Source organism: uncultured Streptomyces sp., assembly GCF_947488945.1.
In the GTDB taxonomy this organism is placed as follows: domain Bacteria; phylum Actinomycetota; class Actinomycetes; order Streptomycetales; family Streptomycetaceae; genus Streptomyces.
Genome location: NZ_CANLBS010000002.1, coordinates 143,011 through 167,821 on the forward strand (window position 1 = coordinate 143,011; position 24,811 = coordinate 167,821).

General features: G+C 73.6%; 26 protein-coding genes. 17 read left to right on the top strand and 9 right to left on the bottom strand.

Annotated features, from left to right (window positions below; translation table 11 throughout):
• Positions 1–128: 128 nt before the first annotated feature.
• From Q0994_RS02770 to Q0994_RS02785, 4 genes are all read left to right on the top strand, one after another.
• Positions 129–1,115, top strand: a complete 987-nt coding sequence (locus tag Q0994_RS02770) for a hypothetical protein (protein WP_299528343.1) — start codon at positions 129–131, stop codon at positions 1,113–1,115.
• 95 nt (positions 1,116–1,210) lie between these two features.
• Positions 1,211–2,656, top strand: coding sequence for a hypothetical protein (locus tag Q0994_RS02775; RefSeq protein ID WP_299528345.1), 1,446 nt, complete (start codon positions 1,211–1,213; stop codon positions 2,654–2,656).
• Between the two features lie 152 nt (positions 2,657–2,808).
• On the top strand, positions 2,809–3,747 hold the full coding sequence (locus Q0994_RS02780; protein WP_299528347.1) for a sortase: 939 nt from the start codon (positions 2,809–2,811) through the stop codon (positions 3,745–3,747).
• Positions 3,748–3,916: 169 nt separating this feature from the next.
• Positions 3,917–4,780, top strand: coding sequence for a phosphate ABC transporter ATP-binding protein (locus Q0994_RS02785; protein WP_299528349.1), 864 nt, complete (start codon positions 3,917–3,919; stop codon positions 4,778–4,780).
• Between the two features lie 60 nt (positions 4,781–4,840).
• Here Q0994_RS02785 and Q0994_RS02790 read toward each other — a convergent pair whose 3' ends face one another.
• Both Q0994_RS02790 and Q0994_RS02795 read right to left on the bottom strand, forming a co-directional pair.
• Positions 4,841–5,704 (bottom strand): transglutaminase-like domain-containing protein, encoded by an 864-nt coding sequence (locus tag Q0994_RS02790; protein ID WP_299528351.1) that lies wholly within the window; start codon positions 5,702–5,704, stop codon positions 4,841–4,843.
• Between the two features lie 10 nt (positions 5,705–5,714).
• Positions 5,715–6,725, bottom strand: coding sequence for a GNAT family N-acetyltransferase (locus tag Q0994_RS02795; protein WP_299529249.1), 1,011 nt, complete (start codon positions 6,723–6,725; stop codon positions 5,715–5,717).
• Positions 6,726–6,842: 117 nt separating this feature from the next.
• Between Q0994_RS02795 and fdxA the strand changes: the two genes are divergently transcribed.
• Both fdxA and dapC read left to right on the top strand, forming a co-directional pair.
• On the top strand, positions 6,843–7,163 hold the full coding sequence (gene fdxA, locus Q0994_RS02800) for a ferredoxin (RefSeq protein WP_014048159.1): 321 nt from the start codon (positions 6,843–6,845) through the stop codon (positions 7,161–7,163).
• A gap of 119 nt (positions 7,164–7,282) precedes the next feature.
• A complete protein-coding gene (gene dapC, locus Q0994_RS02805) occupies positions 7,283–8,377 on the top strand; it encodes a succinyldiaminopimelate transaminase (protein ID WP_299528355.1) in 1,095 nt (364 codons plus the stop codon).
• Between the two features lie 148 nt (positions 8,378–8,525).
• Here the strand turns inward: dapC and Q0994_RS02810 are convergent, their stop codons facing one another.
• On the bottom strand, positions 8,526–9,284 hold the full coding sequence (locus Q0994_RS02810) for a helix-turn-helix domain-containing protein (protein ID WP_299528357.1): 759 nt from the start codon (positions 9,282–9,284) through the stop codon (positions 8,526–8,528).
• A gap of 264 nt (positions 9,285–9,548) precedes the next feature.
• Here Q0994_RS02810 and Q0994_RS02815 point away from each other — a divergent pair, with 264 nt between their 5' ends.
• A complete protein-coding gene (locus Q0994_RS02815) occupies positions 9,549–10,220 on the top strand; it encodes a DUF4097 family beta strand repeat-containing protein (RefSeq protein ID WP_299528359.1) in 672 nt (223 codons plus the stop codon).
• Positions 10,221–10,346: 126 nt separating this feature from the next.
• Here Q0994_RS02815 and Q0994_RS02820 read toward each other — a convergent pair whose 3' ends face one another.
• Together Q0994_RS02820 and Q0994_RS02825 are read right to left on the bottom strand one after the other, a co-directional pair.
• Positions 10,347–10,751: an ATP-binding protein gene (locus Q0994_RS02820; protein WP_299528361.1), complete on the bottom strand. Its 405-nt coding sequence runs from the start codon at positions 10,749–10,751 to the stop codon at positions 10,347–10,349.
• Positions 10,752–11,051: 300 nt separating this feature from the next.
• The gene (locus tag Q0994_RS02825) at positions 11,052–12,008 is read right to left on the bottom strand and encodes a hypothetical protein (protein ID WP_299528363.1); all 957 of its coding nucleotides are present in this window, start codon (positions 12,006–12,008) and stop codon (positions 11,052–11,054) included.
• A 61-nt stretch (positions 12,009–12,069) separates the two neighbouring features.
• Here Q0994_RS02825 and dapE point away from each other — a divergent pair, with 61 nt between their 5' ends.
• Together dapE and Q0994_RS02835 are read left to right on the top strand one after the other, a co-directional pair.
• The gene (gene dapE, locus Q0994_RS02830; RefSeq protein ID WP_299528365.1) at positions 12,070–13,149 is read left to right on the top strand and encodes a succinyl-diaminopimelate desuccinylase; all 1,080 of its coding nucleotides are present in this window, start codon (positions 12,070–12,072) and stop codon (positions 13,147–13,149) included.
• An 83-nt stretch (positions 13,150–13,232) separates the two neighbouring features.
• Complete coding sequence (locus tag Q0994_RS02835) at positions 13,233–14,018, top strand: TIGR00730 family Rossman fold protein (RefSeq protein WP_299528368.1); 786 nt, start codon at positions 13,233–13,235, stop codon at positions 14,016–14,018.
• A 58-nt stretch (positions 14,019–14,076) separates the two neighbouring features.
• On the opposite strand, the gene folP is transcribed toward Q0994_RS02835, so the two are convergent.
• Positions 14,077–14,949 carry a dihydropteroate synthase gene (gene folP, locus Q0994_RS02840; RefSeq protein ID WP_299528370.1) on the bottom strand — a complete coding sequence of 291 codons (873 nt, stop codon included), beginning with the start codon at positions 14,947–14,949 and terminating at the stop codon, positions 14,077–14,079.
• A gap of 186 nt (positions 14,950–15,135) precedes the next feature.
• Between folP and Q0994_RS02845 the strand changes: the two genes are divergently transcribed.
• Complete coding sequence (locus Q0994_RS02845; RefSeq protein ID WP_299528372.1) at positions 15,136–15,516, top strand: DivIVA domain-containing protein; 381 nt, start codon at positions 15,136–15,138, stop codon at positions 15,514–15,516.
• On the top strand, positions 15,513–16,148 hold the full coding sequence (locus Q0994_RS02850) for a DNA-3-methyladenine glycosylase I (RefSeq protein ID WP_299528374.1): 636 nt from the start codon (positions 15,513–15,515) through the stop codon (positions 16,146–16,148). The genes Q0994_RS02845 and Q0994_RS02850 overlap by 4 nt, the downstream gene beginning before the upstream one ends.
• 47 nt (positions 16,149–16,195) lie before the next feature.
• Here Q0994_RS02850 and Q0994_RS02855 read toward each other — a convergent pair whose 3' ends face one another.
• A complete protein-coding gene (locus Q0994_RS02855; RefSeq protein ID WP_299528376.1) occupies positions 16,196–17,008 on the bottom strand; it encodes an enoyl-CoA hydratase/isomerase family protein in 813 nt (270 codons plus the stop codon).
• Between the two features lie 314 nt (positions 17,009–17,322).
• Between Q0994_RS02855 and Q0994_RS02860 the strand changes: the two genes are divergently transcribed.
• Positions 17,323–17,490: a DUF3117 domain-containing protein gene (locus Q0994_RS02860; RefSeq protein WP_009997451.1), complete on the top strand. Its 168-nt coding sequence runs from the start codon at positions 17,323–17,325 to the stop codon at positions 17,488–17,490.
• A gap of 133 nt (positions 17,491–17,623) precedes the next feature.
• Here the strand turns inward: Q0994_RS02860 and Q0994_RS02865 are convergent, their stop codons facing one another.
• Positions 17,624–18,289 carry an O-methyltransferase gene (locus tag Q0994_RS02865; RefSeq protein WP_299528402.1) on the bottom strand — a complete coding sequence of 222 codons (666 nt, stop codon included), beginning with the start codon at positions 18,287–18,289 and terminating at the stop codon, positions 17,624–17,626.
• Positions 18,290–18,466: 177 nt separating this feature from the next.
• On the opposite strand from Q0994_RS02865, the gene sigE reads away from it, so the two are divergent.
• The 5 genes from sigE (at position 18,467) to Q0994_RS02890 (ending at position 23,523) form a co-directional block, all read left to right on the top strand.
• Positions 18,467–19,228: an RNA polymerase sigma factor SigE gene (sigE, locus tag Q0994_RS02870; protein WP_299528404.1), complete on the top strand. Its 762-nt coding sequence runs from the start codon at positions 18,467–18,469 to the stop codon at positions 19,226–19,228.
• Complete coding sequence (locus Q0994_RS02875; RefSeq protein WP_299528406.1) at positions 19,225–20,121, top strand: anti-sigma factor; 897 nt, start codon at positions 19,225–19,227, stop codon at positions 20,119–20,121. The genes sigE and Q0994_RS02875 overlap by 4 nt, the downstream gene beginning before the upstream one ends.
• 116 nt (positions 20,122–20,237) lie before the next feature.
• A complete protein-coding gene (locus Q0994_RS02880) occupies positions 20,238–22,016 on the top strand; it encodes a S1C family serine protease (RefSeq protein WP_299528408.1) in 1,779 nt (592 codons plus the stop codon).
• Positions 22,017–22,246: 230 nt separating this feature from the next.
• On the top strand, positions 22,247–22,699 hold the full coding sequence (locus tag Q0994_RS02885; RefSeq protein WP_299528410.1) for a sec-independent translocase: 453 nt from the start codon (positions 22,247–22,249) through the stop codon (positions 22,697–22,699).
• 125 nt (positions 22,700–22,824) lie between these two features.
• The gene (locus Q0994_RS02890; RefSeq protein ID WP_299528412.1) at positions 22,825–23,523 is read left to right on the top strand and encodes a hypothetical protein; all 699 of its coding nucleotides are present in this window, start codon (positions 22,825–22,827) and stop codon (positions 23,521–23,523) included.
• Positions 23,524–23,643: 120 nt separating this feature from the next.
• Here the strand turns inward: Q0994_RS02890 and Q0994_RS02895 are convergent, their stop codons facing one another.
• Entirely contained in the window at positions 23,644–24,777 is a 1,134-nt protein-coding gene (locus tag Q0994_RS02895; RefSeq protein WP_299528414.1) for an Mrp/NBP35 family ATP-binding protein, read from the bottom strand.
• Positions 24,778–24,811: the final 34 nt, after the last annotated feature.

Consider the following 24,811-nt stretch of genomic DNA (forward strand, 5'->3'; position numbering starts at 1 on the left):
CGGGACTTCGTTCGGGAATCGTAGGCATCGCCGGCCGACGGGCCGGAGGCAAGGAAATCCGGATTGTTTCACGCTCCCTTCATCGTCGTCCGTACGCATGGAATCCGTTTCCACGGAGGAGAAATCAAGTGAACGTCACGTCTCGTGCTCGTGCCGGTGCCGTCGTCGGTGCTCTCGCTCTCGGTCTCGGCGCCCTGGCCGCCCCCGCCGCCGTCGCCGACCCGCCTGCCGCCGAGTACCGCACGCTGGCCGGTGCCGGTTCGGACACGACCCAGGACGTCGTCAACGGCCTCGGCAACGTGGTCCTGGGCACTTCCGGCAACAAGATCATCGCCTCGTACGACGCCACCGGCTCGGCGACGGTCAAGACCCGTGCCACCGGCTGTGTGATCAACCGGCCCAACGGCTCCTCGGCCGGCATCACCGCTCTGGTCAACGACGTCGCCGCCGGCACCAACTGCCTCGACTTCGCCCGCTCCTCGCGCGGCGTCAAGACCGCCGGATCGGCCCTCACCTGGATCCCGTTCGCCAAGGACGCGGTCTCCGTCGCGGTGCGCACCGACAGCGCGCTCTACGCCGCCGGCGCCCAGAACCTCACCACTGCGCAGCTCAAGGCCATCTACCAGTGCACCACCACCACGCTGAACGGCGTGACCCTCACGCCGCTGCTCCCGCAGGCCGGCTCCGGCACCCGCTCCTTCTTCCTGGAGAAGATCGGCCTGACGGACGCCCAGGTCGGCGGCTGCGTCGACCAGACGGTCCAGGAGAACAACGGCGTGGCCCTGAACACCGTCGGTGACATCGCCCCGTACTCGGTCGCGCAGTACATCGCGCAGGTCAACGGAGCCGTCACCGACATCCACGGCGCCACCGACGTGATCAGCGTGAACGGCACCGCTCCCTACACCTCCTCCTTCACCCTCAACACCGGCTTCACCTACGCCCGTGACGTCTACAACGTCGTCCCGACCGCGAAGCTGACCAACGCCACCGTCGCCTCCACCTTCGTCGGCACGTCCTCCAAGGTCTGCGCCGCCACCTCCACCATCACCGGCTTCGGGTTCGGCACCCTCGGCACCGCCTGCGGCGCCACCTCCATCAAGGGCGCCAACTGACCCACCGCACGCTCACGCGCCACGGCCGGGCACCCCACGGGTGCCCGGCCCCCCGGCGTATCCGTCCGCCTACCGCACTCCCCGGGGGGAAACCCATGAACCGCCTCGCACCACTGAGACCGCCCGTGGCGCTGCTGACCTGCTGCGCGCTGCTGTTCGCCGCGCTCGCCACCGTGCTCGCCCTCGCCGCGCAGGCGCACGCGTACACCACCATCGGATCGCTCACGCTCACCCCGACGAGCGGGAAGACCGACGACCCGCTGTTCGCCACGCACGCCGAGACGGACGGCCCGTGCCCGGCGGACTCGCTCTCCTCCACCCTGACCCTGGTCGACCCCGGCACCGGCACGGGCCTGATCCTCGCCAAGCTGAAGTCCCCGCCGAGCGTCACCGGGCCCTTCTCGGACGACCTGGTCAAGGGGGTCCCCGCGGTGGTCTACCAGTCGCTGGGGCAGCGGCTCGCCCAGGCCGTCCCCGACGGGAACACCGACGGCGTCTACACCATCGGACTCAACTGCGGTCTGGGCACGGCCGACGCCCCCGCCTTCACCACCCTCATCAAGGTGGAGGGCGACTCCTGGTCGGTGCTGGAGCAGCAGGCCACCGGCATCACGCTGTCCACCGCCCCCGATCCGGTCCGGGCGGGGAAGCCGTACACGCTCGTCGCCACGGTGGCACCCGAGGGCGCCGCCGGGAAGGTCACCCTCTCCACCGCGGCGAGCGAGAACGCCGAGTACACGGAGATCGGACAGGCGGACGTGTCCGGCGGCACGGCGGAGTTCGCGCTGACCGCTCCGTCGCAGGCCGGCCCCTCGTACGTACGGCTGGCGTTCACGCCCACGGATCCGCAGAGGTACGCCGCGTCCCAGAAGGACGGCTTCATCGAGATCACCGCGGTGGAGACCCCCACCACCCCGCCCCCGACCACCCCCGCCCCCGGTGAGTCCGAGGACCTCGACGTCACCGACGCCGAGGGCAACGCGCTCGACGCGGACCCCGTGCTGGAGCCCGGAGACGCCGTGAAGATCACCGCGCGCGGCTTCACGGCCGCGGCCGTGGTCAAGGTCGACCTCGACGGCGGAACCACCTTCGCCGACGCCACCGCGGACGCCGAAGGCACCGTGAAGGAGTACGCGTTCACCGTGCCCGACGACGTCGAGGACGGCGCGCACACCCTGACCCTCGGCGAGGAGGCGGCCGACGGGCACAGCGTCGCGTTCCTCTTCACCACGGGCGGCGACCCGACGGACGCGCCCACCGACCCGGACGGCGACCCGAGCGACACCGCCGGCACCGGCGACACCTCGGGCGGTGCCGACGGCGGGGCCGGCCAGGGCGCGGACGGCGGCTCCGGCGGATCGGACGCCGGCGGCCCGGGCACCGACTCCGGCTCGGGCTCCGGTTCCGGCACGCTGGCGTCCACCGGCGCGCGGCTCGGCACGGCCGCCCTCGGCGGGCTTGCCCTGATCGCCGCGGGCGCCGTCCTGGTGATCCACGTCCGCCGCAAGGGACTGCTCAGCTTCGCGTCCGCCCGGCACTGAGCCGGTCCGCCGCAGGCCCGGGTCCGCCAGTGCCGCGGACCCGGGCCGGGGCCGTCCGGGTGCCCGCGAGCCCGTCGCGCCCGGCGGCACCGGAGCCCGTAAGGGGCTCACACCCCCACCCGATCCGCCCGCCCACCAGGAGTGCACCCACCGTGTCCGTGACCGTGTCCGCGCCGCCTCCGGCCGCCCCGCCCGACGAGAAGCAGACCTCACCGGCCGTGCCGCGCGAGCCGGCGCCCCCCGCGCGCGCCGGGTTCGCGCTGGCCGGGACCGTGCTGTGCGTGCTCGCCGCCGTGCTGTTCGGCTTCGCCGCCAACCTCACGGTCGCCGGCCACCTCCAGCACGCCCGGGACCAGCAGGTCGCGCACGACACCCTGCGGGAGCAACTGGCCCTGGGTACCGCGCCGGTGGGGCAGCAGACCTTCGACGGCAAGGCCGTCGGGCTCGGTGCGCCCCTCGCGCTGCTGCGTATCCCGGTGCTCGGCGTCGAGGAGGTCGTCGCCGAGGGGACCACCTCGACCGTCCTCATGTCGGGTCCCGGCCACCGCCGCGACACCCCGCTGCCGGGCCAGGCGGGGACCTCGATCCTGATGGGCCGCCAGTGGGCGTACGGCAGCCCCTTCGGCCACCTCCACGACCTGCCGCCCGGCGCCGCGATCGAGGTGATGACGGGCCAGGGCAAGGCGGTGTACCGGGTCACCGGCATCCGCAGGGCGGGCGAGAAGCTGCCACCCGCGCTCGCCGCGGGGGAGGGCCGGCTCACCCTGATGACGGCGACCGGCGCCCCGTACACGCCGTCCGGCGTCCTGCGGGTCGACGCCGAACTCGTCACCCCGGTCCAGCCCAACCCGCCGCGCCCGCTGCGCACCGGATGGATCTCCGGAGCCGAGAAGCCCCTCGCGGGCGAGGAGGGCGCCTGGCTCCAGGTGTTCCTGTGGACGCAGGGCCTGCTGCTGGCCGCGCTGCTGACCGTCTGGGCCCACCGCGTCTGGGGCCGCTGGCAGACCTGGATCTGCGCCGTCCCCCTGCTGGCCGCCCTCGGTCTCGCGGACGCGGGAGCCGTGACCGCCCTGCTGCCCAACCTGCTCTGACCCGGCGACGGACCCGTGACGGGCCTACGACGGGCCCGCGACGGACCCACGACGGGTCCAGGACGGGTCCACGAAGGGTCCCGCCCGACCCGCACCCGCCCCCCGTACCCACACCCCCGCCCCACCCCTCCGGACCGCCCACCGAACGACCGAACGACCAGGAGTCACCATGACCGCCATCGACACGACCGGCGCGGCCCCCGACCGCGACGCCTTCACCGACACCCTCGTCCAGCCGCGCGTGATCCGGGGTCCCGGCCCCGCCACGCTGGAGGCCGAGGAGATCTCCGCCTGGTTCGGCGACCACAAGGTCCTGGACCGGGTCTCGCTGACCATGCCCGCCCGCCAGGTCACCGCCCTGATCGGACCTTCCGGGTGCGGGAAGTCCACCTTCCTGCGCATCCTCAACCGGATGCACGAACTGATCGGCTCCGCCTCGCTGGCCGGCCGGGTGCTGCTCGACGGCGAGGACGTCTACGACCGGGGCCGCCGGATCACCCGGGCCCGCCGCAACATCGGCATGGTCTTCCAGAAGCCGAACCCGTTCCCCGCCATGTCGCTGTACGACAACGTCCTCGCCGGCCTCAAGCTGAACGCCATCAAGGCCGGCCGTGACGCACGGGACGACCTCGTGGAGGAGTGCCTCACCAAGGCGGGGCTCTGGCGGGAGGTCAAGGACCGGCTGCGGCAGCCCGGCGGCGCGCTCTCCGGCGGGCAGCAGCAGCGCCTGTGCATCGCCCGCTCGCTCGCGGTGCGCCCGCGCGTGCTGCTGATGGACGAGCCCTGCTCCGCGCTCGACCCGACGTCGACCCGGCGCATCGAGGAGACCGTTGCGGAGCTGAAGTCCGAAGTGACCATCGTCATCGTCACCCACAACATGCAGCAGGCCGCCCGCGTCTCCGACACCTGCGCGTTCTTCCTCGCGTCCCAGGGCACGCCCGGCGTCATCGTCGAACACGGCGACACCGGCGCCATGTTCACCGCGCCCCGCGACCCCCGCACGGCGGACTACGTCAACGGGCGCTTCGGCTGAGCGGACCGCGGGGTGCGGGGCCCGGGGGGTGCGGGGCGCGGTCCGGCCGCCGGGCCGGCCTCAGTTGAGCAGCGAGCGGGCCGCGCGGGCCTCGCCGCGGATCAGCTCGGCGGACGCCGGCTCCACACCCGCCACCACGTCCGCGTACTCCTCCATCGCCCGCGCCCCCGCCAGGTAGTCGCCCCTGCGCACCAGCACCCGGGCCCGCTCGAACCGCAGCCGGGCCGGGTGCGAGGGCAGCAGCAGCGACAGGTCCAGCGCCCACAGCGAGACGTCCGAGCGCTCCGGACGGGCCTCGGCCCACACCCGGATGTTGGTGAGCACCCGCGACACGACCTCCAGCGGCCGGGCCGGCTCCCAGGCCCGCTCCGTACCGGAGGGCCAGGAGCCGGTCGCACCGGCCACCAGGGCCCTCGCGTCCTGCCCGGACAGGGTCACGCCCCCGGCGAACGGATCGGCCAGCACCCGGTCGTGCGCGTCGCCGAACGCGACGACGAAGTGCCCCGGCAGCGCCACCCCGTGGACCGGGGCGCCGGCCCGACGCGCCACCTCCATCCACACTACGGACAGCAGGATGGGCAGCCCGCGCCTGCGCCGCAGCACCTCCTGGAGCAGCGAGGACTCCAGCCGCCGGTACTCGGGGGCCGCGCCGCCGAAGCCGTACCGGCCGCCCAGCAGGTCGGCCAGCGCCGCCGCCCAGTCGCCGGGACTCCGCGTCCCGTAGGGGAGTTCCCCGGCCAGCCGGTCCAGCTCGATCTCCGCCGCGTCGATCCCGTAGGGGTCGGGTCCGGAGCCGTCCCGTCCCGGGCCGGGCTCCTCCGCACCGAGCAGCAGGCAGAGCCGTGCGAGGTCCGGCCGCTCGGCGCGGGCCTCCTCGGCGAACAGCCGGCGCCGCTCGACGCCGGCGGGATCACGGGTGGTCATCGCGGCCCGCTCAGCCGGCCAGGAAGTGGTGGTACACGTGGTGGGCGGCGAAGCCCATCCCGTCGTACAGCCGGCGCGCGCCGGTGTTGTCCTGCTCCACCTGGAGCCAGGCGGCCGAGGCGCCCTCCTCCAGGCTCCGCCGGGACAGGGCCGTCATCACGGCCGTCGCCAGTCCGCGCCGCCGGTGCTCCGGGGCCACCTCGACCGCCATGAAACCGGCCCACCGCCCGTCCACGACGCACCGTCCGATCGCGGCGGGCGGATCGTCCCCCCGGTCGCCCGGCACCGTCGCGAACCACACCGAGGGGCCCGCCTCCAGCACCTGCCGCTCGACCCGGCCCGCCGTGCCGGTCCGCTGGTACCGCGCCAGCCAGGCGTCGTCGGGGGTCCGGCTCAGCCGCACCCCGGAGACGTCCGCCGGAAGGTCACCGACGGGCGCCAGCGCGGCGATCCGCACCTCGGCCGAGACCTCCCGCCGCCAGCCGTGCTCTTCCAGGAGCGCGCACAACCGCTCCTGGGCGTCCGCCGCGCCGGTCGCCGCCTGCACGTACGCCGGCAGACCGCGCTCCGCGTACCAGCGGCGCACCAGGTCCAGGGCGTCGGGGAGCGGCAGACCCGGATCGCCGAGCGGCAGGGCGGAGTTGGCGCGCCGGGTGAAGCCTCCGGCGGCCCGCAGCCGCCACTCGCCGAGCGGGGCGCTCTCCACCGGCTGCCAGGCCCGCGCGGTGACCTCGGCCAGTTCGCGGAAGGAGGCCGCGGGACCGCGCCTGCGGGCCGGGGCGGCGGGCACCACCTTGCCGGCGACCACCGAGGATTCCGCGATGCGGACACTCTCGCCGCCCCGGCGCGTGATCCCGAGCACACCGTCGTCCCACGATGTGAGAACTCCGACCGTGTCGGTGAACTTCGGTCCGGCGGCGATGTTCTCGGCTTCCTCGACACGTTGCCTGACCGACACCCTTTTTCCCAGATCAGCCGGGTTGATCCGGACTTCCATCCGTCCGCCCATGGTGAATTCCACCGCCTTCACCGCCCCTCCTGTTCGGATCGTGCCCAAGAACGGAGATACTAGGTGAGGGCATCATCGACGCCGCGCTCCCGCGCGAGAGCCAACGCCCTACCGAGGAGGAACGACAGCGTGACCTACGTCATCGCGCAGCCTTGTGTCGACGTGAAGGACAAGGCCTGCATCGAAGAGTGCCCCGTCGACTGCATCTACGAGGGCCAGCGGTCCTTGTACATCCACCCGGACGAGTGCGTCGACTGCGGCGCCTGTGAGCCGGTCTGTCCCGTCGAGGCCATCTTCTACGAGGACGACACTCCCGAGGAGTGGAAGGACTACTACAAGGCGAACGTCGAGTTCTTCGACGACCTCGGCTCGCCCGGCGGCGCCTCCAAGCTCGGCCTGATCGAGCGCGACCACCCGTTCGTCGCCGCCCTGCCGCCCCAGAACCAGTAGGCGGCCGGTCCACGCGCGCCGCCCGGTCCCGTACGGCTCGCCCCGTACGGGACCGTGCTGTTTCCGGGCGGTGCGTGCGCCCGGCGGCGCCCGCCGCACGTACGAGAAAGCAGAGATCCGTGTCCGCAGTCTCCTCCCGTCTCCCCGCCTTCCCGTGGGACAAGCTGGCCCCCTACAAGGCCACGGCCGCCGCCCACCCGGACGGCATCGTGGACCTCTCCGTCGGCACCCCGGTCGACCCGGTGCCCGCGCTGGTCCAGCAGGCGCTCGTCGACGCGGCGGACAGCCCCGGTTATCCGACGGTGTGGGGCACCGAGGCGCTGCGCGACGCGCTCACCGGCTGGGTGGAACGCCGCCTCGGCGCCACCGGGGTGACGCACCGCAACGTCCTGCCGGTCGTCGGTTCCAAGGAGCTGGTGGCCTGGCTGCCGACCCAGCTCGGCCTCGGCGCCGGCGACAAGGTCGCCTACCCCCGGCTCGCCTACCCGACGTACGAGGTCGGCGCGCGGCTCTGCGGCGCGGAGCCGGTGGTCTACGACGACCCGACCGAGCTGGACCCGGCGGGCCTCAAGCTGCTCTGGCTCAACTCGCCGTCCAATCCGACCGGGCGGGTGCTGCCGAAGGACGAGCTGACGCGGATCGTCGCCTGGGCCCGCGCGCACGGCGTCCTCGTCTTCAGCGACGAGTGCTACCTGGAACTCGGCTGGGAGGCCGAACCCGTCTCCGTGTTGCACCCGGACGTTTGCGGGGGCGACTACGCGGGCGTGGTGGCCGTCCACTCGCTTTCCAAGCGCTCCAACCTGGCCGGGTACCGGGCCGCGTTCATCGCGGGCGACGCGGCGGTCCTCGGTGAACTGCTGGAGATCCGCAAGCACGGCGGGATGATGACGCCCGCGCCCGTCCAGGCCGCGACGGTCGCCGCGCTCGGCGACGACGCGCACGTGGCGGAGCAGCGGGTCCGGTACGCCGACCGCCGCTTGGCGCTGCGCGCCGCGCTGGAGGGCCACGGCTTCCGCGTCGAGCACAGCGAGGCCAGCCTCTACCTGTGGGTGACCCGCGACGAGCCCTGCTGGGACACGGTCGCCCACCTGGCGGAGCTGGGCATCCTGGTCGCGCCGGGCGACTTCTACGGCCCGGCGGGCGAGCACTTCGTGCGGGTGGCGTTCACCGCCACCGACGAGCGTGTGGTCGCCGCGGTGAAGCGGCTGTCCTGACCCCGGCCGGGCCGGGCCCCGCGGGACCCGGCCCGGCGGCGCGTCCGCCCGCCGGGTGCGGGTGGGCCGCCGCAGCCGCAGGCGGCGTCGGCGGGTGGCCCGGCGCGGCCGTACGCGGCGTCCGTGCGGGCTGCCGCGGCCGTGCGCGCTAGCCGAGCTCCGGGTCCCGCGGCTCCGGACCGGTGCCCTCGGACGTGCGTACCGGCTTGGCGTGCAGGACGTCGCGGGCCTGTTCGGCGGCGCGGGTGATGCTCTCGTTGACGAAGTCGACGAAGCGGGCGATGTTCTCCAGCCGGTTTCCGGCGGGGGTGTCCGAGCCCAGCACGCCGACGCCCTGCCGCGCCGTCACCGCCAGTTGGGCGGTGGAGCGGGCGCTGGCCATCATCGACCGGTACCAGACGTCGTCGTCCACCACGTACCGCTCGCGGCGGTTCGTGTCGCGTTCCCGGCGGACCAGGCCCTGTTCGTCCAGGTAGGCGATGGCCTTCGACACGGACGCCGGGCTGACCCGGAGCCGCCGGACGAGTTCGGACGCGGTGAGGCTGCCCGCGTCGGTGGTGTAGAGGCAGGTCATCACCCGCGACATCATCCTCGGCATGCCCGAGGCCGTCAGGACGGCGGTGAACACCTCCTCGTACGCGCGGACCGCCTCGGCGTCGCGTCCGTGCGGCTGCGGGTACGCCTCCGGGTCCCCCGGGGCGGTCCGCGCGCGGCGGGCGCGGTGCTCGGTGGCGCGGTGGGCCCGGTCGGCCCGGTAGGAGGTGGGACCGCCGTTGCGCATCACCTCGCGGGTGACGGTCGAGGTGGGGCGGTCGAGCCGGCGGGCGATCTCGGCGTACGCCAGCCCGTCCGCGAGGCCCAGTGCGATCTGCCGACGGTCCTGCTGGGTGAGTCTGCCTCCCGGCATCACGTTCTCCCTCGTGCCGTTCTCCCGTTGTCCCGGTCCGCCGCGGTGCGCCGCGCGGGCGGGGGTCGCCACCCTAGCGTTCACTTCCATGCCATTGCAATGGATGCGGGGGTCGGCTGTTGCGTTAGCTTCGATGGCGTTGCAACGATTTCTCGAACCGGACCTGCAATAACGGCAGTTAGAGCCTGTAAGTGCGTTGCCGAGATCGTGAAGGCAACGTAGCGTTTCCGGTGTCAGAAAGAAAAAACGACGAAGGAGAGAACGATGCAGAAGTTCGACACCCCCGCCCAGGTCTCCGTCGTCCTCGACATCCCCGCGGGGCGCGTCCGGTTCATCGCCGCCGACCGGTCCGACACCACGGTCGAGGTGCTGCCGGCGAACCCCTCGAAGGGCCGCGACGTGAAGGCCGCGGAGCAGGTCACCGTGGCCCACTCCGACGGCGTCCTGCGGATCGGCGCCGCGTCGGCGAAGAACCGGATCCTCGGGGACTCGGGATCGGTCGAGATCACGGTCCAGCTCCCGGCCGGGTCACGGGTCGAGGCGAAGGCCGCCAGCGCCGAGTTCCGGGGCGTCGGCCGCCTCGGTGACGTGGTCGTCGAGGCCGCGCACGGCTCGGTCAAGTTCGACGAGGCGGAGAGCGCCCGGCTCACCGTCCAGGCGGGCGACGTGACGGTCGGCCGCCTCGGCGGGCCCGCCGAGATCAGCACCCAGAAGGGCGACCTCCGGATCGCCGAGGCGGTGCGCGGCACCGTCGTCCTGCGCACCGAGTCCGGTTCCATCGAGGTGGGCGCAACCCGCGGGGTCTCCGCCACCCTGGACGCCGGCACCGGGTACGGGCGCGTCGACAACGCGCTGAAGAACGCCGACGGGGCGGACTCCGCGCTGCACATCCGCGCCACCACCTCGCACGGCGACATCACCGCCCGCAGCCTCTGAGCCGGCCGCGCCCGGCACTGCGGCCGGTGGTGGGACAGGGCGAGGGCCCCGGGACACGTCCCGGGGCCCTCGCCCTGTCCGTGCGGCGGTCGGCGGCGCACCGTGCGCCGGTCGTCCCGCCGCGTGTCAGCCGCCCAGCGGCAGCCCGCCGACCAGGCTGCCGCCCTTCGTCGCGCTGTCGGCCGCCCCGCCCAGCACCTCGGTGGCGCCGCCCGCGGCCTTGCCCAGGGTGTCCTTGGCCTCGGGGCCGGCCACGCCGCCCGCCTCGCCCACGGTCTTGGCGGCCACCGGCACGGCGGTGCCGACGAGCTTGCCGCCGGTCTCCCGCACGGCCTCGGTGCCGTCCTGGGCGGTGGCCTCGGCGGTGGAGCCGAGCGCGGAGGCGCCGTCGAGCTGGGTCAGGCCGCCCAGGTCGGTGGTCTGCGGGAGTCCCGCGGCACCCGCGGCACCGGCCGCGCCGACCACGGGGGCCGTACCCGCGGCGATCAGCAGCGCGGCACGGGCGATCCGACGGGTCAGGGGGAGGGACATGATGCTCCTTCGACAGGGTCTCGGCAGGATCGGAACCTGCCTGTCCGGTGCTCCGGACGGACTGATCAACCGTGGCGGGGGCGGGGGAGGTTGCGGTGCGGGCCGGTAAAGAGTGGGCAATGCGTCAGATAATCCACAGCGGGCGGACCGCCGCCCGGGGGAAGGCGGAGCGTCACCCGGTGGACCGTCACTTCCCAGTCCCCGTAAGGGAAATCAGGGGTTCGGCAGGTCATCGGGGGCGGTGTCCCGGCGCCCCGACGCGGTCCGCCGGGGATCACCCCCACGGGCGACCCGTCCGTTCTACTGTGCGATCCGCATCCGGACCTCGGAGCCGGACGTGTCCGCACCCTCTTCACGTTCCGTGCGCCAGCCCTCCCCGGCCCTCCACACCCGGTCCCCGAAGACCACCCGGTCGATCCGCAGGGCCTCCGCCCGCGCGACCGCCCAGTGCGCCAGCTCCCACCCCCTGCGGTCCGCCCCCTCGGCGTCCGCGCCGCTCTCCCGCACCCGGGCGACCGGCACCGACACCGTGTCCCCGCCCGGCGGCCCGGCGGCCTCCGTCGCCGGCAGCACCCCGTCGCCGAAGTCCCGCACCAGCTCGGCCCGGACCTTCGCCGCGTCGCCGGGGCCGGCCGCGGCCGCCTGTGAGGGCGCGCAGTCCAGCGTCGCCCGCGACCGGCCGGTCAGCGCCGCCGCCAGCAGCGTCGCGTCCGGCTCGTGCTTCGCGTACGCCTGCGGGAACCCGCTGCGCTGCACCCGTTGCGCCGCCTCCGTCAGCGGCAGCCGCGAATAGCCCGGCACCTCGGCCAGGTGCTCGTAGAACTTCCCGGCGGAGTACACCGGGTCGAGGATCTGCGCCGGGGTGCCCCACCCCTGCGAGGGCCGCTGCTGGAACAGGCCGAGCGAGTCGCGGTCGCCGTAGTCGATGTTGCGCAGCGCCGACTCCTGCAGCGCGGTCGCCAGGGCGATGGTCACCGCCCGCTCGGGCATCCGGCCGGTGGTCCCGACGGCGGCGATCGTCGCCGCGTTGGCGGCCTGGTCGGCGGTCAGGGTGTACGACTCGCCCTCGTCGTCCGCGCTCCGGTCGGCGGGCGCTCCGGCCGCCCGCACGACACATCCGGACAGCCCTTTGCCGCCGGGCACGCAGCTCACGGCGACATAGCCGGCCAGGCCGAGGAGCACCGCGCAGCCGGCCGTGACACGGACCAGGCGGCGGCGGCCGGCGGAGCGACGGGGGACGGCGGTGTTCCGAGGCACGCGCCCACCGTACTGGAGGTCACGGACGGCTCCGAAACCCTTGTCCTCTAGGGTCGTGGGCATGACCGACAGCACGCTTGACCTCACGCTCGACGGCCCCGCGCTGACCGCATGGCTCGTCGATCACCCGTCCGTGAGCGGGGACGAGAAGGGGCTCGCCGACGCCATCGAGACGGCGCTGCGCGACCTCCCCCACCTGACCGTCGAGCGGTTCGGGAACAACGTCGTCGCCCGCACCTTCCGGGGCAAGGGCGAGCGGGTCGTGCTCGCCGGCCACATCGACACCGTGCCGATCGCCGGCAACCTGCCCTCGCGGCTGGACGAGAACGGCGTGCTCTGGGGCTGCGGGACCTCCGACATGAAGTCCGGCGTCGCCGTCCAGCTCCGGATCGCGGCCACCGTGCCGGAGCCCAACCGCGACCTCACCTTCGTCTTCTACGACAACGAGGAGGTCGCCGCCCACCTCAACGGTCTCGGCCACATCGCCGACGCGCACCCGGACTGGCTGGAGGGCGACTTCGCCGTCCTGCTGGAGTCCTCCAACGCCGAGGTCGAGGGCGGCTGCCAGGGCACCCTGCGGGTCTTCCTGCACACCGAGGGCGAACGCTCGCACTCCGCGCGCAGCTGGATGGGTTCCAACGCCATCCACGCCGCCGCGCCGATCCTGGCCAGGCTCGCCGCGTACGAGCCGCGCCGCCCGGTCATCGACGGCCTCGAATTCCGCGAGGGCCTCAACGCCGTGCGCATCGAGGGAGGCGTCGCCAACAACGTCATCCCCGACGCCTGCACGGTCGTCGTGAACTACCGCTACGCCCCCGACCTCAGCGAGGAGCAGGCCCTCGCCCACGTGCACGAGGTCTTCGACGGCTGCGGGGTCGCGGAGTTCGTCGTGGACGACCACTCCGGCGCGGCCATGCCGGGGCTCTCCCACCCCGCGGCCAAGGAGTTCATGGAGGCGGTCGGCGGCACCGCCCACCCCAAGTTCGGCTGGACCGACGTGGCCCGCTTCGGCGCGCTCGGCATCCCCGCGGTCAACTACGGCCCCGGCGACCCGCTGTACGCCCACAAGCGCGACGAGCACGTGCGGACCGACCGCATCGTCCGCTGCGAGGAGCGTCTGCGCTCCTGGCTCACCAGCTGACCCACGGCGTTACTCCCCGCGTAACCTCCATGGATCTACGCTGGCCCGGAGAGTCACCAGCAGGTCGGTGGAGGGAGCAGGTCATGGGCAACCCCGAGGACGCGCGCATTCCCGAAGGTGCGGAGATCCCCGAAGGCGCGGTCAAGCCGGAGGAACAGCGGATGGGACCGGTGCTCCGGCGCAGGGAGCAGGTGCAGCCCGGCACGACCGATCAGCGGCTGCTGGACACCGAGGGCGACTCCGAATGGGTGCACACCGACCCCTGGCGGGTGATGCGCATCCAGTCGGAGTTCGTCGAGGGCTTCGGCGCCCTGGCCGAGCTGCCGAGCGCGATCAGCGTCTTCGGCTCGGCCCGCACCCCGGCCGGCACGCCCGAGTACGAGGCGGGGGTGCGGATCGGCAGCGCCCTCGTGGAGGCCGGCTTCGCCGTGATCACCGGCGGCGGGCCGGGCGCCATGGAGGCCGCGAACAAGGGCGCGCGCGAAGCCAACGGCGTCTCCGTCGGCCTCGGCATCGAGCTGCCCTTCGAGTCGGGGCTCAACCCGCACGTCGACATCGGCGTGAACTTCCGTTACTTCTTCGTCCGCAAGACGATGTTCGTGAAGTACGCACAGGGCTTCGTGGTGCTGCCCGGTGGTCTCGGCACGCTCGACGAACTCTTCGAGGCGCTCACCCTCGTCCAGACCGGCAAGGTGACCCGCTTCCCCATCGTGCTCTTCGGCACGGCCTACTGGGGCGGCCTGGTCGACTGGCTCCGCGACACGGTGATCGCCCAGGGCAAGGCCTCGGAGAAGGACCTCCTCCTCTTCCACGTCACCGACGACATCGAGGAGGCGGTCATGCTCGTCACCAAGGAAGTCGGCCGCTAGACGCGCACGGTCCGACGGCGACGGCGGGGGCCGGGACGCGGCCCGGACCCGCCGGGGGCTACGCCAGCCCCCGGCGCGCCACCGCCGGCGGCCGGTGGCCCGCGATCGACGCCACCATGTCCAGCACCTGCCGCGTCTCCGCGACCTCGTGCACCCGGTACACGCGCGCGCCCAGCCACGCCGAGACCGCCGTGGTCGCCAGCGTGCCGATGAGCCGCTCCTTCACCGGCCGGTCGAGCGTCTCCCCGACGAAGTCCTTGTTGGAGAGCGACACCAGCACCGGCCACCCGGTCGCCTCCATCTCGCCGAGCCTGCGGGTCGCCTCCAGCGAGTGCCGGGTGTTCTTACCGAAGTCGTGCCCCGGATCGATCATGATCCCGTCCGGCCGGACCCCGAGCGCCACCGCCCGCTCCGCCAGCCCCACCGTCACCCGCAGCACGTCCGCCATCACGTCGTCGTAGGCGACCCGGTGCGGCCGGGTACGCGGCTCCGCGCCGCCCGCGTGGGTGCAGACCAGGCCGGCCCCGTACCGCGCCGCGACCTCCGCCAGCTTCGGGTCGACCCCGCCCCACGCGTCGTTCAGCACGTCGGCGCCCGCCTCGCAGACCGCCTCGCCCACGTCGTGCCGCCAGGTGTCCACGCTGATCACCACGTCCGGATGGCGGCGGCGCACCTCGGCGACGAAGCCCACCGTGCGGCGCGCCTCCTCCTCCGCGGTGACCTCCTCGCCCGGACCCGCCTTCACCCCGCCGACGTCGATGATCGCGGCGCCCTCGACGACCGCCCGCTCCACCCGCGAGAGCGCCGGCTCGTCCAGGAACGTCGCGCCCCGGTCGTAGAACGAGTCGGGGGTACGGTTCACGATCGCCATGATCACCGGCTCGTGCGGCCCGAACTCCCGCCGCCCCAGCCTCAGTGCTCCGCCGTCCATCGCGTCTCTCCTCCTCGGGTGGTGCCGGTGGCCGGTGGTGGGGCCGCCCGCGGGTGCGGCCGGGGGTGCGGCCCCGCGCGGGGAGCGGCCACAAGATCCCGACCGGAAGACCCTAACCGTCCGCGGGCCCCGACCGTCAGTCCCGCATGGCACGATCGGAGCCGGACAGATTTCCGCCCCGGGGAGATGCGCGTGTTCTGGTTCTTGCTGCTCACGATGGTCGTGGTGATCGCCGCGGTCACCCTCGCGGTGGTCGGCGGAGGGGAGCGCGCCGTGCTGACGGACGCACCCGCCGAACATCTCGTCGATCCGCTGCCCGCCCACCGCCCGGTGGGCCGTGCGGACATCGAGGCGCTGCGGCTCCCGCTGGCGGCCCGCGGCTACCGCATGTCCGAGGTCGACGAGGCGCTGGACCGCGTCGGTGCCGAGCTCGCCGAGCGGGACGCCCGGATCGCGGAGCTGGAGTCGGAGCTCGCGGGCGCCCGTGCCGCCGCGGCCGGCGGGCCGGACCTCTTCAAGCGTCCCGGCGATCCGGAGACCAGCGGCCACGACGAGGACGGACGATGAGCGGCGGGACCGTACCGGCGGCGGACGGCCGCCCGCGCTGCCCCTGGGGCGTGTCCACCGAGGACTACCTCGCCTACCACGACGACGAGTGGGGGCGGCCCGTCCACGGCGACGACGCGCTCTTCGAACGGCTCTGCCTGGAGGCGTTCCAGTCCGGGCTGTCCTGGCTCACGATCCTCCGGCGCCGCGAGGGCTTCCGCGCCGCCTTCGCGAAGTTCCACATCCCTGCGGTGGCCGCGTTCACCGGCGCCGACCGCGAGCGCCTCCTCGCCGACCCGGGGATCATCCGCAACCGTGCCAAGATCGACGCCACGCTCGCCAACGCCGAGGTGCTGGCCGGTTGGGCCCCCGGCGAGCTGGACGAACTGATCTGGTCGTACGCCCCCGATCCCGCCACCCGGCCGGTGCCCCGTCTGCTGACCGACGTCCAGGCCGTCACTCCGGAGTCCACCGCGCTCGCCAAGGAGCTGAAGAAGCGCTCCATCCGCTTCGTCGGACCCACCACGGCCCACGCCCTCATGCAGGCGTGCGGGCTGGTCGACGACCACCTCGCCGACTGCGTCGCCCGGGGAGACAGAGGAGCCCGGGAAGACCAGGGAGCCCGGGAAGACCGGGGAGACCGGAAGGTCTGATGCCCGGTGGACCACCGCGTGCGGGGGCGGCCCACCGGGTCACCTGCTCACTTGCCGAGGTAGCGCGGCTTCTCCTTCGCCAGGAACGCCTTCACCGCGATGACGTGGTCCTCGGAGGCGCCCGCCCGCGTCTGGAGCTCGTCCTCCTTCTCCAGCGTCTCGGCCAGGGTGTGCCCGGCGCCGTACGCCATCGACGCCTTCAGCGCCGCGTAGGACACCGTGGGCCCCTCCGCCAGCGCACGGGCCACCGCCGCCGCCTCGGCGGCCAGGTCCGCCGCGGGCACCACCCGGTTGACCAGCCCCAGCTCGTACGCCTCCGAGGCCGGGACGGAGCGCGGGAAGAACAGCAGGTCGGCGGCGCGGCTCGGGCCGATCAGCCGCGGCAGGGTCCACGACATGCCGGAGTCCGCGGTCAGCGCCACGCCCGCGAACGAGGTGTTGAACGAGGCGGTGTCGGCGGCGATCCGGTAGTCGGCGGCGAGCGCGAAACCGAAGCCCGCGCCCGCGGCCACGCCGTTGACGCCCGCGACGACCGGCTTCTCCATCTCGGTCAGTGCCCGCACGATCGGGTTGTAGTGCTCGGAGACCGTGGAGAGCGCGTTGCCCGAGCCCGTCTCGCGGGCGGTCAGCAGCGAGGTGACGTGTTCCTTGAGGTCCTGGCCGACGCAGAAGGCGCGCCCGGTCGCGGTGAGCAGAACGGCGCGCACGGCCGAGTCGTCCGCGGCGGCGCGCAGCGCGTCCCGCAGAGCCACCTTGGCCGCCCTGTTCATGGCGTTCATGGCGTCCGGGCGGTTGAGCGTGATCGTCGCCAGCCCCTCCTCCACGTCGTAGAGCACGGTGTCCGTCATGTCGTCCGCCATCCTTCATCCCCTTGCTGTGCAGGCAACGTTGCCCCGTGGGGCAAGCATGGCGGACGACCGGCGGCGCGGACATGTGACCTGCGTCTAACGATTGGCTCTCGGCTGGAGCCCGGAAGCGGCGCAGTATCGCAGCCGGATCGCCGAAATGAGTGGTTTTGACTGCGTGCGTTGCGCAAGCGATGCCGAGCGATGTTGGTCATCGGGGTGTCCGATGCGGGATAATGGCCTGGAAGCAATGTGTTCGATGCCGGTGAGGCAGCGCCTGTCATGGGGCCGCCGGTTGCGATGAGCTGGTTTCAGGAAGGGGAACGAGCATGGCGGCCATGAAGCCGCGGACGGGCGACGGCCCGCTCGAGGTGACAAAGGAGGGGCGGGGCATCGTCATGCGCGTTCCGCTCGAAGGCGGCGGTCGGCTTGTCGTCGAGCTGACTCCGGACGAGGCCGAGGCCCTCGGTGACGCGCTGAAGAAGGTCGTCGGCTGAGGCGGAACGCCCATCACCTTCACCACTGCCCCGACGCGGAACACGCGCCGGGGCAGTGGTGCGTCCGGGGCCGGTGGCCCACCGGGAGGGGTCCGGCGCCCGGCCGGCGTACCGGCCGGGAAGAACGCACGGGTCAGCCGCGCCGCACCGCGCAGAGCAGCCCGTCGCCCACCGGAAGCAGCGTCGACATCAGCTCCGGGCTCTCCCGGACCGTCCGCAGCAGCTCCCGCACCCGCTGGACCTCGGCCGGCTGCGCCGACGAGTCCACCGTGCGGCCGTCCGCGAAGACGCCCTCGAAACAGACCACCCCGCCGGGACGCAGCAGGCGCAACGATTCAGCGAGGCACTCCAGGCTCTCCAGCCGGTCGCCGTCGCAGAAGACGAGGTCGTATCCGCCGTCGGCGAGCCGGGGCAGCACGTCGAGCGCGCGGCCGGGGATGAAGCGCGCCCGGTTGGTCGCGAAACCGGCGGCGCGGAACGCCTCCCGGGCGAACTGCTGGCGCTCGGGTTCGGGATCGACGGTGGTCAGCACGCCGTCCGGCCGCATTCCCTGGAGCAGATACATGCCGGACACGCCCGTGCCCGTACCGATTTCCGCCACCGCTTTGGCGTCCGCGGCAGCCGCGAGCAGGCGCAGCGCGGCGCCCGTTCCCGGGGTCACCGGGCGAAGCCCTGCCTCCCGCGCCCGTTCCCGGGCCAGGTGCAGCGCGTCGTCCTCGGCGACAAAGGCGTCGGCGAACGCCCAGCTCGTCTGCCGGTTGGCGGTAATGACCCTCTCCTGTCCCCGTAGTTGGCGCAACGGTGACTGTATCCGCTGCGGCCGGGAACCCGCAGATGGGACCGGACGTTGGGGAAGCACGGGGGAAAGCGCCCGGGAACGACCCGCCGATCGGGTCCGTGATCCGGCGCGGCACACCCGGGCGAGGCCCGGTCCCCCAGGAAAAAGGCTTATCCGGAGCTAACGGGCGAGGTGGCTATGGTAGGGGCTCCACTGGACACCACCAGAGCCGACAGGGGAGGTGCGGCTGAGCCTGTGGATCGGGGAGGAGCGCTGCGGCGCTTTCTCAGGTCGGCGGGCGAGCCGAAATCCGTGACCAACATCGCTGACCGTTCTTCCAACGATTCCGCAACGACCGCGACCTTCGCCTCCGATGCGGATTCCCCGGCGTGGACCCCGCCCTCATGGGAAGAGATCGTCAGCACGCACAGCGGTCGCGTGTACCGCCTTGCCTACCGACTGACGGGAAACCAGCACGACGCCGAGGACCTCACCCAGGAGGTCTTCGTCCGTGTCTTCCGTTCGCTGTCCACCTACACCCCGGGCACGTTCGAGGGCTGGCTGCACCGCATCACCACCAACCTCTTCCTGGACATGGTCCGCCGCAAGCAGCGGATCCGCTTCGACTCCCTGGGCGACGACGCCGCCGAGCGGCTCCCCAGCCGTGAGCCGTCCCCGCAGCAGGTCTTCAACGACACCCACTTCGACGCGGACGTCCAGCAGGCGCTCGACACCCTCGCGCCCGAATTCCGGGCCGCGGTCGTGCTCTGCGACATCGAGGGGCTGAGCTACGAGGAGATCGCGGCCACCCTCGGCGTCAAGCTCGGCACGGTCCGCAGCCGCATCCACCGCGGCCGCTCCCACCTGCGCAAGGCGCTCAAGCACCGGTCGCCCGAGGCCCGTGCCGAGCAGCGTTCCCTGGCGGGCGCGGTCCTGGCGGCGGAGGGAGGCACGGCGTGAGCGGCACAGGCCCCACCCCCGCCGAACAGCATCTGGGGGACCGGCTCGCGGCTCTGGTCGACGGCGAGCTGAAACACGACGCCCGTGAGCGGGTGCTGGCGCACCTGGCCACCTGTCCCAAGTGCAAGGCCGAGGCCGACGCGCAGCGCCGCCTCAAGAACGTCTTCGCACAGACCGCGCCCCCTTCGCCTTCGGAGGGGTTTCTGGCGCGGCTCCAGGGCCTGCCCGGCCGGCCGGGCGGCGACGAGCACGGCCCGTTCGGCTCCGGCGGCTTCGCCGACGAGTACTTCACCACGCCCGGTGGCCGCGCCGGCTCCCCGCTGGGCGTCGGCTACCTCCCCACCGCCCACCCCGCCGCACCCGTGCGCGTCGCCGACCGCGGCTTCCGCATGCACGACGTGGTCCGCGAGGCGGAGCGCTCCCCGTGGCACGGCCGCAGGTTCGCGTTCGCCGCGGCCGGCGCCGTCTCGCTGGCGGCCATCGCGCTCGGCTCCACCATGCCGACCGGCACCTCCACCGAGGACCAGCTCCGTGCCGAGGGCACCGGCTCCGCCGTCGTACCGCTGAACGCGGACGACCGCGCCGCGCGCACCCTCTCGGGCGCCGGACGCGGCGGCGGGGCGCTGTCGGTGGACGGCGGCCCGCAGTCCCCCCTGCCCTCTCCCACGGCCTCCGTCATGACCGAGGTGCTCGCCGCGTCGCCCCCGCTGACGGGAGCGACGGCGTACGCCGGTGCCGGGCAGGCGTCGCCGCTCGCCGCGGCGGCCGTCTCGGTGGCCTCGCTCATATGCCCGCGCACCGACGGCCCGCTGCTCGCCGCGGTCGCCCCGCCGCGCGCGAGCGAACCGGCCACGTCCCTGCCGTCGACGCACCAGGCACTGCCCCGGCGCTGACCGGCAGCCGGTCCCGATGCGCCGATCCCTGCGCATCCCGTCGTCAACCTGGTTGAATCCCGGCGGGGAGTGGTCTCCCCGCCACGACGAGACGCAGGCCGGCAACGGGGGAGAACATGGACGACGGGAAGCCCACCGGGCCGCGGGCGAAGTGGTGGAGCCGCCCCGCAGGAGGCCCGGACCGGTCCGGACGCGGCGACGCCATGGCCCCCGCGCCGCAGCCGGAAGCCGAAGCGCCGCAGCCCCGGGCCGAAGCGCCGCAGCCGCAGGCCGACGCTCAGGCCCTCGCGCCGCAGGCCCCGGCGGTCGACCCCGCGGCCCCGGAGCCGGTCCCGGCCGCCGCGCACGCTCCCAGGACGGAGATCCCCGCCGCGCAGGCACCGGCCGCCGCGGAGGCCCTCGCCGCCCAGCCCCCGGCCGCCGCGCAGACCCTCGCCGCACAGCCCCCGGCCGCCGCGCACGCCCCCGCGTCGGTCGCGCCGGGAACCGGGCCCGCCCCGCATCCCCGGCCCGTGCCGCTGCACGAGCCGGACGAGTACAGCACCCCGCCCTACGGCGGCCCCGGCCCGTGGGCGCCCGCACCGCCGGTGCAGCGCCCCGTGCCCACCCCGCCGCACGGCATCCCGCTTCCGGCCGCTTCCACGCCCCCGTACGTCCCGCGGCAGGCCGGGACCGAGCACCCCGCGCCGCAGCCCGCCCCCGCCGCCTGGCACCGGTACGACCCCTGGGGCACGCCCCGGCACCCGCTGACCGGCACCGGTACCGGCACGGACCGGCCCCGCCGCTCCCGCCGGGGCTCCCGGACGGCCGGCGCCGTGCTGCTCGCCCTGGTGGCGGGATGCGTGGGCGGCGGCATCGGTTCGTACCTCGAACGCAACGGCGGTGTCGGCACCGCCGTGGAACTGCCGCAGGCACCCGCACAGGCGGGTGACCGCGCACCGGGCAGCGTGGCGGGCATCGCCGCCGCCACCCTGCCCGGCGTGGTCACCCTGCACGTCAGCGGCGGCTCCGAGTCCGGCACCGGCACCGGCTTCGTCCTCGACGCCCGCGGCCACATCCTCACCAACCACCACGTCGTCGCCCCCGCCGGTTCGTCCGGGGACATCACGGTGACCTTCAGCGGCGGCGAGACCGCGTCCGCCGAGGTCGTCGGCACCGACAGCGGCTACGACCTCGCGGTGGTCAAGGTGGACCGGGTCTCCGGGCTCCGGCCGCTGCCCCTCGGCAACTCCGACGGCGTCCGGGTCGGCGACCCGGTGGTCGCGATAGGCGCGCCCTTCGACCTGTCCAACACGGTCACCTCCGGCATCATCAGCGCCACGGAGCGGCCGATCACGGCGGGCGGCGAGGACGGCGGGGCCGGCGACGTCAGCTACGTCGACGCGTTGCAGACCGACGCCCCGATCAACCCCGGCAACTCCGGCGGCCCGCTGGTGGACGCCGGCGGCCGGGTCATCGGCGTCAACAGCGCCATCCGTGCCGCCGACAGCGTCGGAGCCCTCGGCGGGCAGTCCGGCTCGATCGGCCTCGGCTTCGCGATCCCGATCAACCAGGGCAAGCGCGTCGCCGAGGAACTGATCAACACGGGCCACGCGACCCACCCGGTGATCGGCGTGACGCTCGACATGAAGTTCACCGGCGACGGCGCCAAGGTGCGGGACGGGGAGACCGACGACGGCGGGGCGCCGGTGACCCGCGGCGGCCCGGGCGACGAGGCGGGGATCGAGCCCGGGGACGTCGTCACCGCGGTGGACGGCGCACGGGTGCACAGCGGTGAGGAACTGATCGTGAAGATCCGCGCGCACCGTCCCGGCGACCGGCTCCGGCTGCGGGTGGACCGCGGCGGCCGGGAGCTGTCCCTGACCGTGACGCTGGGCACCTCCACCGGCGGCTGACGGGCGGCCGGGCGGCGGCGGAACCCGCTCCCCGGCGGCGGGGGACCCGGCCGCCGGGCACCTCCGCCGGGCCGCCGGGGCCCGTGCGCGCCGGGACGTCACGCAACCCGGGGGCCACCTGGAGCTACCGTCCTGACAGCTTGGGAAGGTACCGTTTGCACAGTCCGGGCCCAGACCCGGTCGCCGGTGACCGGGCGAGGGACACGGAGCACACACGAGGAGCGGGCAGAGTGTTCAATGACATAGGCGCACTTGAGCTCGTGACGCTCGGGATCCTCGCGGTGCTCGTCTTCGGGCCCGACAAGCTCCCCAAGCTGATCCAGGACCTCGCCCGCACCGTACGCAAGATCCGTGAGTTCTCGGACAGCGCGAAGGAAGACATCCGCTCCGAACTCGGTCCGCAGTTCAAGGACTTCGAGTTCGAGGACCTCAACCCGAAGACGTTCGTCCGCAAGCAGCTCATGGAGAACGGCGGCGACGACCTCGGCATCAAGGAGATCCGGGAGAGCTTCGACCTCCGCAAGGAGATGACCCAGCTCACCGACGTCGTCAACGGCAAGGACAGCGTGTCGGCCGCCGACACCGCCGTGGCCGCACCCGCCGCCACCGCTCCCGACCTGCTGAAGAAGACCCCTCAGCCGGTGAAGGACGACCGCCCGCCGTTCGACGCGGACGCCACCTGAGGCCGGTCAATCCCGGCTCGTCCGGACGGTATGGCTATTCTCCATCTGTCCGGTTGCGAGAACGCCCATGCCCGCGGGGGGCGGGCCGCTCCGGATCCTGAGAGATCGAGGAGGCGGCCGGACAGATGGAGACCACGAGTCGGGCAGGGGCGGACAGCGCGCCCAGCGAGGTCATCGCGGATGCGGAAGGCGTGGCCGGGGAGGCCGTCGCCGAGGCGGAAGGGGTGCCGGCGGCCCGGCGCACGGTCGACGGCTACGCACGGGCCTCCTTCCCCTGGTACGGCCTGGACGACGCCTTCACGGGCCCGCGCTGGCTGATGCAGGTCGGCTCCGCGGCGGACGGCACCGTGCAGCACGGATCCGTCGGCCACGGTGACGAGCCGTCGGTGCGCGCCGAGTCGAACGTCGAGAAGGAGCGCTTCGCGGTCGTCGTGACGATCGCCAGCAGCCCCGTACGGCGCACCGGCGACGGCACCGGGGTGCTGGACGCCACCACCGTGTCCTCGGCCGCCTGGCTGGCCGGTTCGGGCCTGCTGGCCTACACCTGGCCGCCGCAGCTCGACCACAGCCTCCGCGACGACTGGCTGGACCAGCAGACGGAGACCGCGTTCACGCTCGCCGACGACCTCGACCAGGCGCCCTGGTCGACGCTGTCGCTGCCGGTCGACGGTGTGCCCGTCGACTTCCACTACCGCGAGTCCGAGTTCGGCTGGGTCCTGGCCGGTTCCGCCCCCAGCGGGGTGCACATCGGCGCGTACGGGCGCGGCCTGAGCGCGTACGGCCTCGGCTTCTCGGTCGTCGAGGACCTCGGCGTCTACGCCTGACGGGCGCGGCGTCCACCGGGCCGCGGGGCCCGGAACACGGCCCGGACACGGCCCGGACGCGGCGACGCCGGGGGCGGCCCGCATCGGCGGGCCGCCCCCGGCGTCGTACGGCCGGGAGACTCAGAACTTGTTGCGCGGCGTGATGCCCAGCGACATGCCGGACAGGCCGCGCTGACGGCCGCCCAGCTTCCGGGCGATCTCGCGCAGCGCGCTGCCGGCCGGCGAGTCGGGGTCGGAGAGGACCACCGGCTTGCCGTCGTCGCCGCCCTCGCGCAGCCGGACGTCGATCGGGATGGAGCCCAGCACCGGGACCTCGGCGCCGACCGTCTTGGTCAGCCCGTCCGCGACCCGCTGTCCGCCGCCGCTGCCGAAGACGTCGATCATCTCGTCGCAGTGCGGGCAGGGCATGCCCGACATGTTCTCCACGACGCCGACGATCTTCTGGTGCGTCTGCACCGCGATGGAGCCGGCCCGCTCGGCCACCTCGGCGGCGGCCTGCTGCGGGGTCGTGACGACCAGGATCTCCGCGCCGGGGACGAGCTGCGCCACCGAGATCGCGATGTCGCCGGTGCCCGGCGGGAGGTCGAGCAGCAGGACGTCGAGGTCGCCCCAGTACACGTCGGCGAGGAACTGCTGGAGCGCCCGGTGCAGCATCGGGCCGCGCCACACCACCGGGGCGTTGCCGGGGGTGAACATGCCGATCGAGATGACCTTCACGCCGTGCGCGGACGGCGGCATGATCATGTTCTCGACCTGGGTCGGCTTGCCGTCCGCGCCGAGCATCCGCGGCACGCTGTGGCCGTAGATGTCCGCGTCGACCACGCCGACCTTGAGCCCGTCGGCGGCCAGCGCCGCCGCCAGGTTGACCGTCACCGAGGACTTGCCGACGCCGCCCTTGCCGGAGGCGACGGCGTAGACCCGGGTCAGCGAGCCGGGCTGGGCGAACGGCACCTCGCGCTCGGCGGTGCCGCCGCGCAGCGAGGTCGCGAGCTCCTTGCGCTGCTCGTCGCTCATCACGTCGAGGGTCACCTCGACCCGCGACACGCCCTCGACACCGCCGACCGCCTCGGTCACGTTCCTGGTGATGGTCTCGCGCATCGGACAGCCGGAGACCGTGAGATACACCGTGACAGCCACCACACCGTCATCATCGATCGCGACCGATTTCACCATCCCCAACTCGGTGATCGGTCGGTTGATCTCCGGGTCGTTCACTGTCGCCAGCGCTTCGCGCACCGCGTCTTCCGTAGCCATGGGACCGATGGTACGGCGCGGCGTCCTACGCGCG

Bases quoted from the DNA above. Each gene is read 5' to 3' on its own strand.
- Q0994_RS02775 (WP_299528345.1), top strand. From the start codon at position 1,211: ATGAACCGCCTCGCACCACTGAGACCGCCCGTGGCGCTGCTGACCTGC.
- Q0994_RS02785 (WP_299528349.1), top strand. From the start codon at position 3,917: ATGACCGCCATCGACACGACCGGCGCGGCCCCCGACCGCGACGCCTTC.
- Q0994_RS02790 (WP_299528351.1), bottom strand. From the start codon at position 5,704: ATGACCACCCGTGATCCCGCCGGCGTCGAGCGGCGCCGGCTGTTCGCC.
- Q0994_RS02810 (WP_299528357.1), bottom strand. From the start codon at position 9,284: ATGCCGGGAGGCAGACTCACCCAGCAGGACCGTCGGCAGATCGCACTG.
- Q0994_RS02815 (WP_299528359.1), top strand. From the start codon at position 9,549: ATGCAGAAGTTCGACACCCCCGCCCAGGTCTCCGTCGTCCTCGACATC.
- Q0994_RS02820 (WP_299528361.1), bottom strand. From the start codon at position 10,751: ATGTCCCTCCCCCTGACCCGTCGGATCGCCCGTGCCGCGCTGCTGATC.
- dapE (WP_299528365.1), top strand. From the start codon at position 12,070: ATGACCGACAGCACGCTTGACCTCACGCTCGACGGCCCCGCGCTGACC.
- Q0994_RS02835 (WP_299528368.1), top strand. From the start codon at position 13,233: ATGGGCAACCCCGAGGACGCGCGCATTCCCGAAGGTGCGGAGATCCCC.
- folP (WP_299528370.1), bottom strand. From the start codon at position 14,949: ATGGACGGCGGAGCACTGAGGCTGGGGCGGCGGGAGTTCGGGCCGCAC.
- Q0994_RS02845 (WP_299528372.1), top strand. From the start codon at position 15,136: ATGCGCGTGTTCTGGTTCTTGCTGCTCACGATGGTCGTGGTGATCGCC.
- Q0994_RS02850 (WP_299528374.1), top strand. From the start codon at position 15,513: ATGAGCGGCGGGACCGTACCGGCGGCGGACGGCCGCCCGCGCTGCCCC.
- Q0994_RS02855 (WP_299528376.1), bottom strand. From the start codon at position 17,008: ATGGCGGACGACATGACGGACACCGTGCTCTACGACGTGGAGGAGGGG.
- Q0994_RS02860 (WP_009997451.1), top strand. From the start codon at position 17,323: ATGGCGGCCATGAAGCCGCGGACGGGCGACGGCCCGCTCGAGGTGACA.
- sigE (WP_299528404.1), top strand. From the start codon at position 18,467: ATGGTAGGGGCTCCACTGGACACCACCAGAGCCGACAGGGGAGGTGCG.
- Q0994_RS02880 (WP_299528408.1), top strand. From the start codon at position 20,238: ATGGACGACGGGAAGCCCACCGGGCCGCGGGCGAAGTGGTGGAGCCGC.
- Q0994_RS02890 (WP_299528412.1), top strand. From the start codon at position 22,825: ATGGAGACCACGAGTCGGGCAGGGGCGGACAGCGCGCCCAGCGAGGTC.
- Q0994_RS02895 (WP_299528414.1), bottom strand. From the start codon at position 24,777: ATGGCTACGGAAGACGCGGTGCGCGAAGCGCTGGCGACAGTGAACGAC.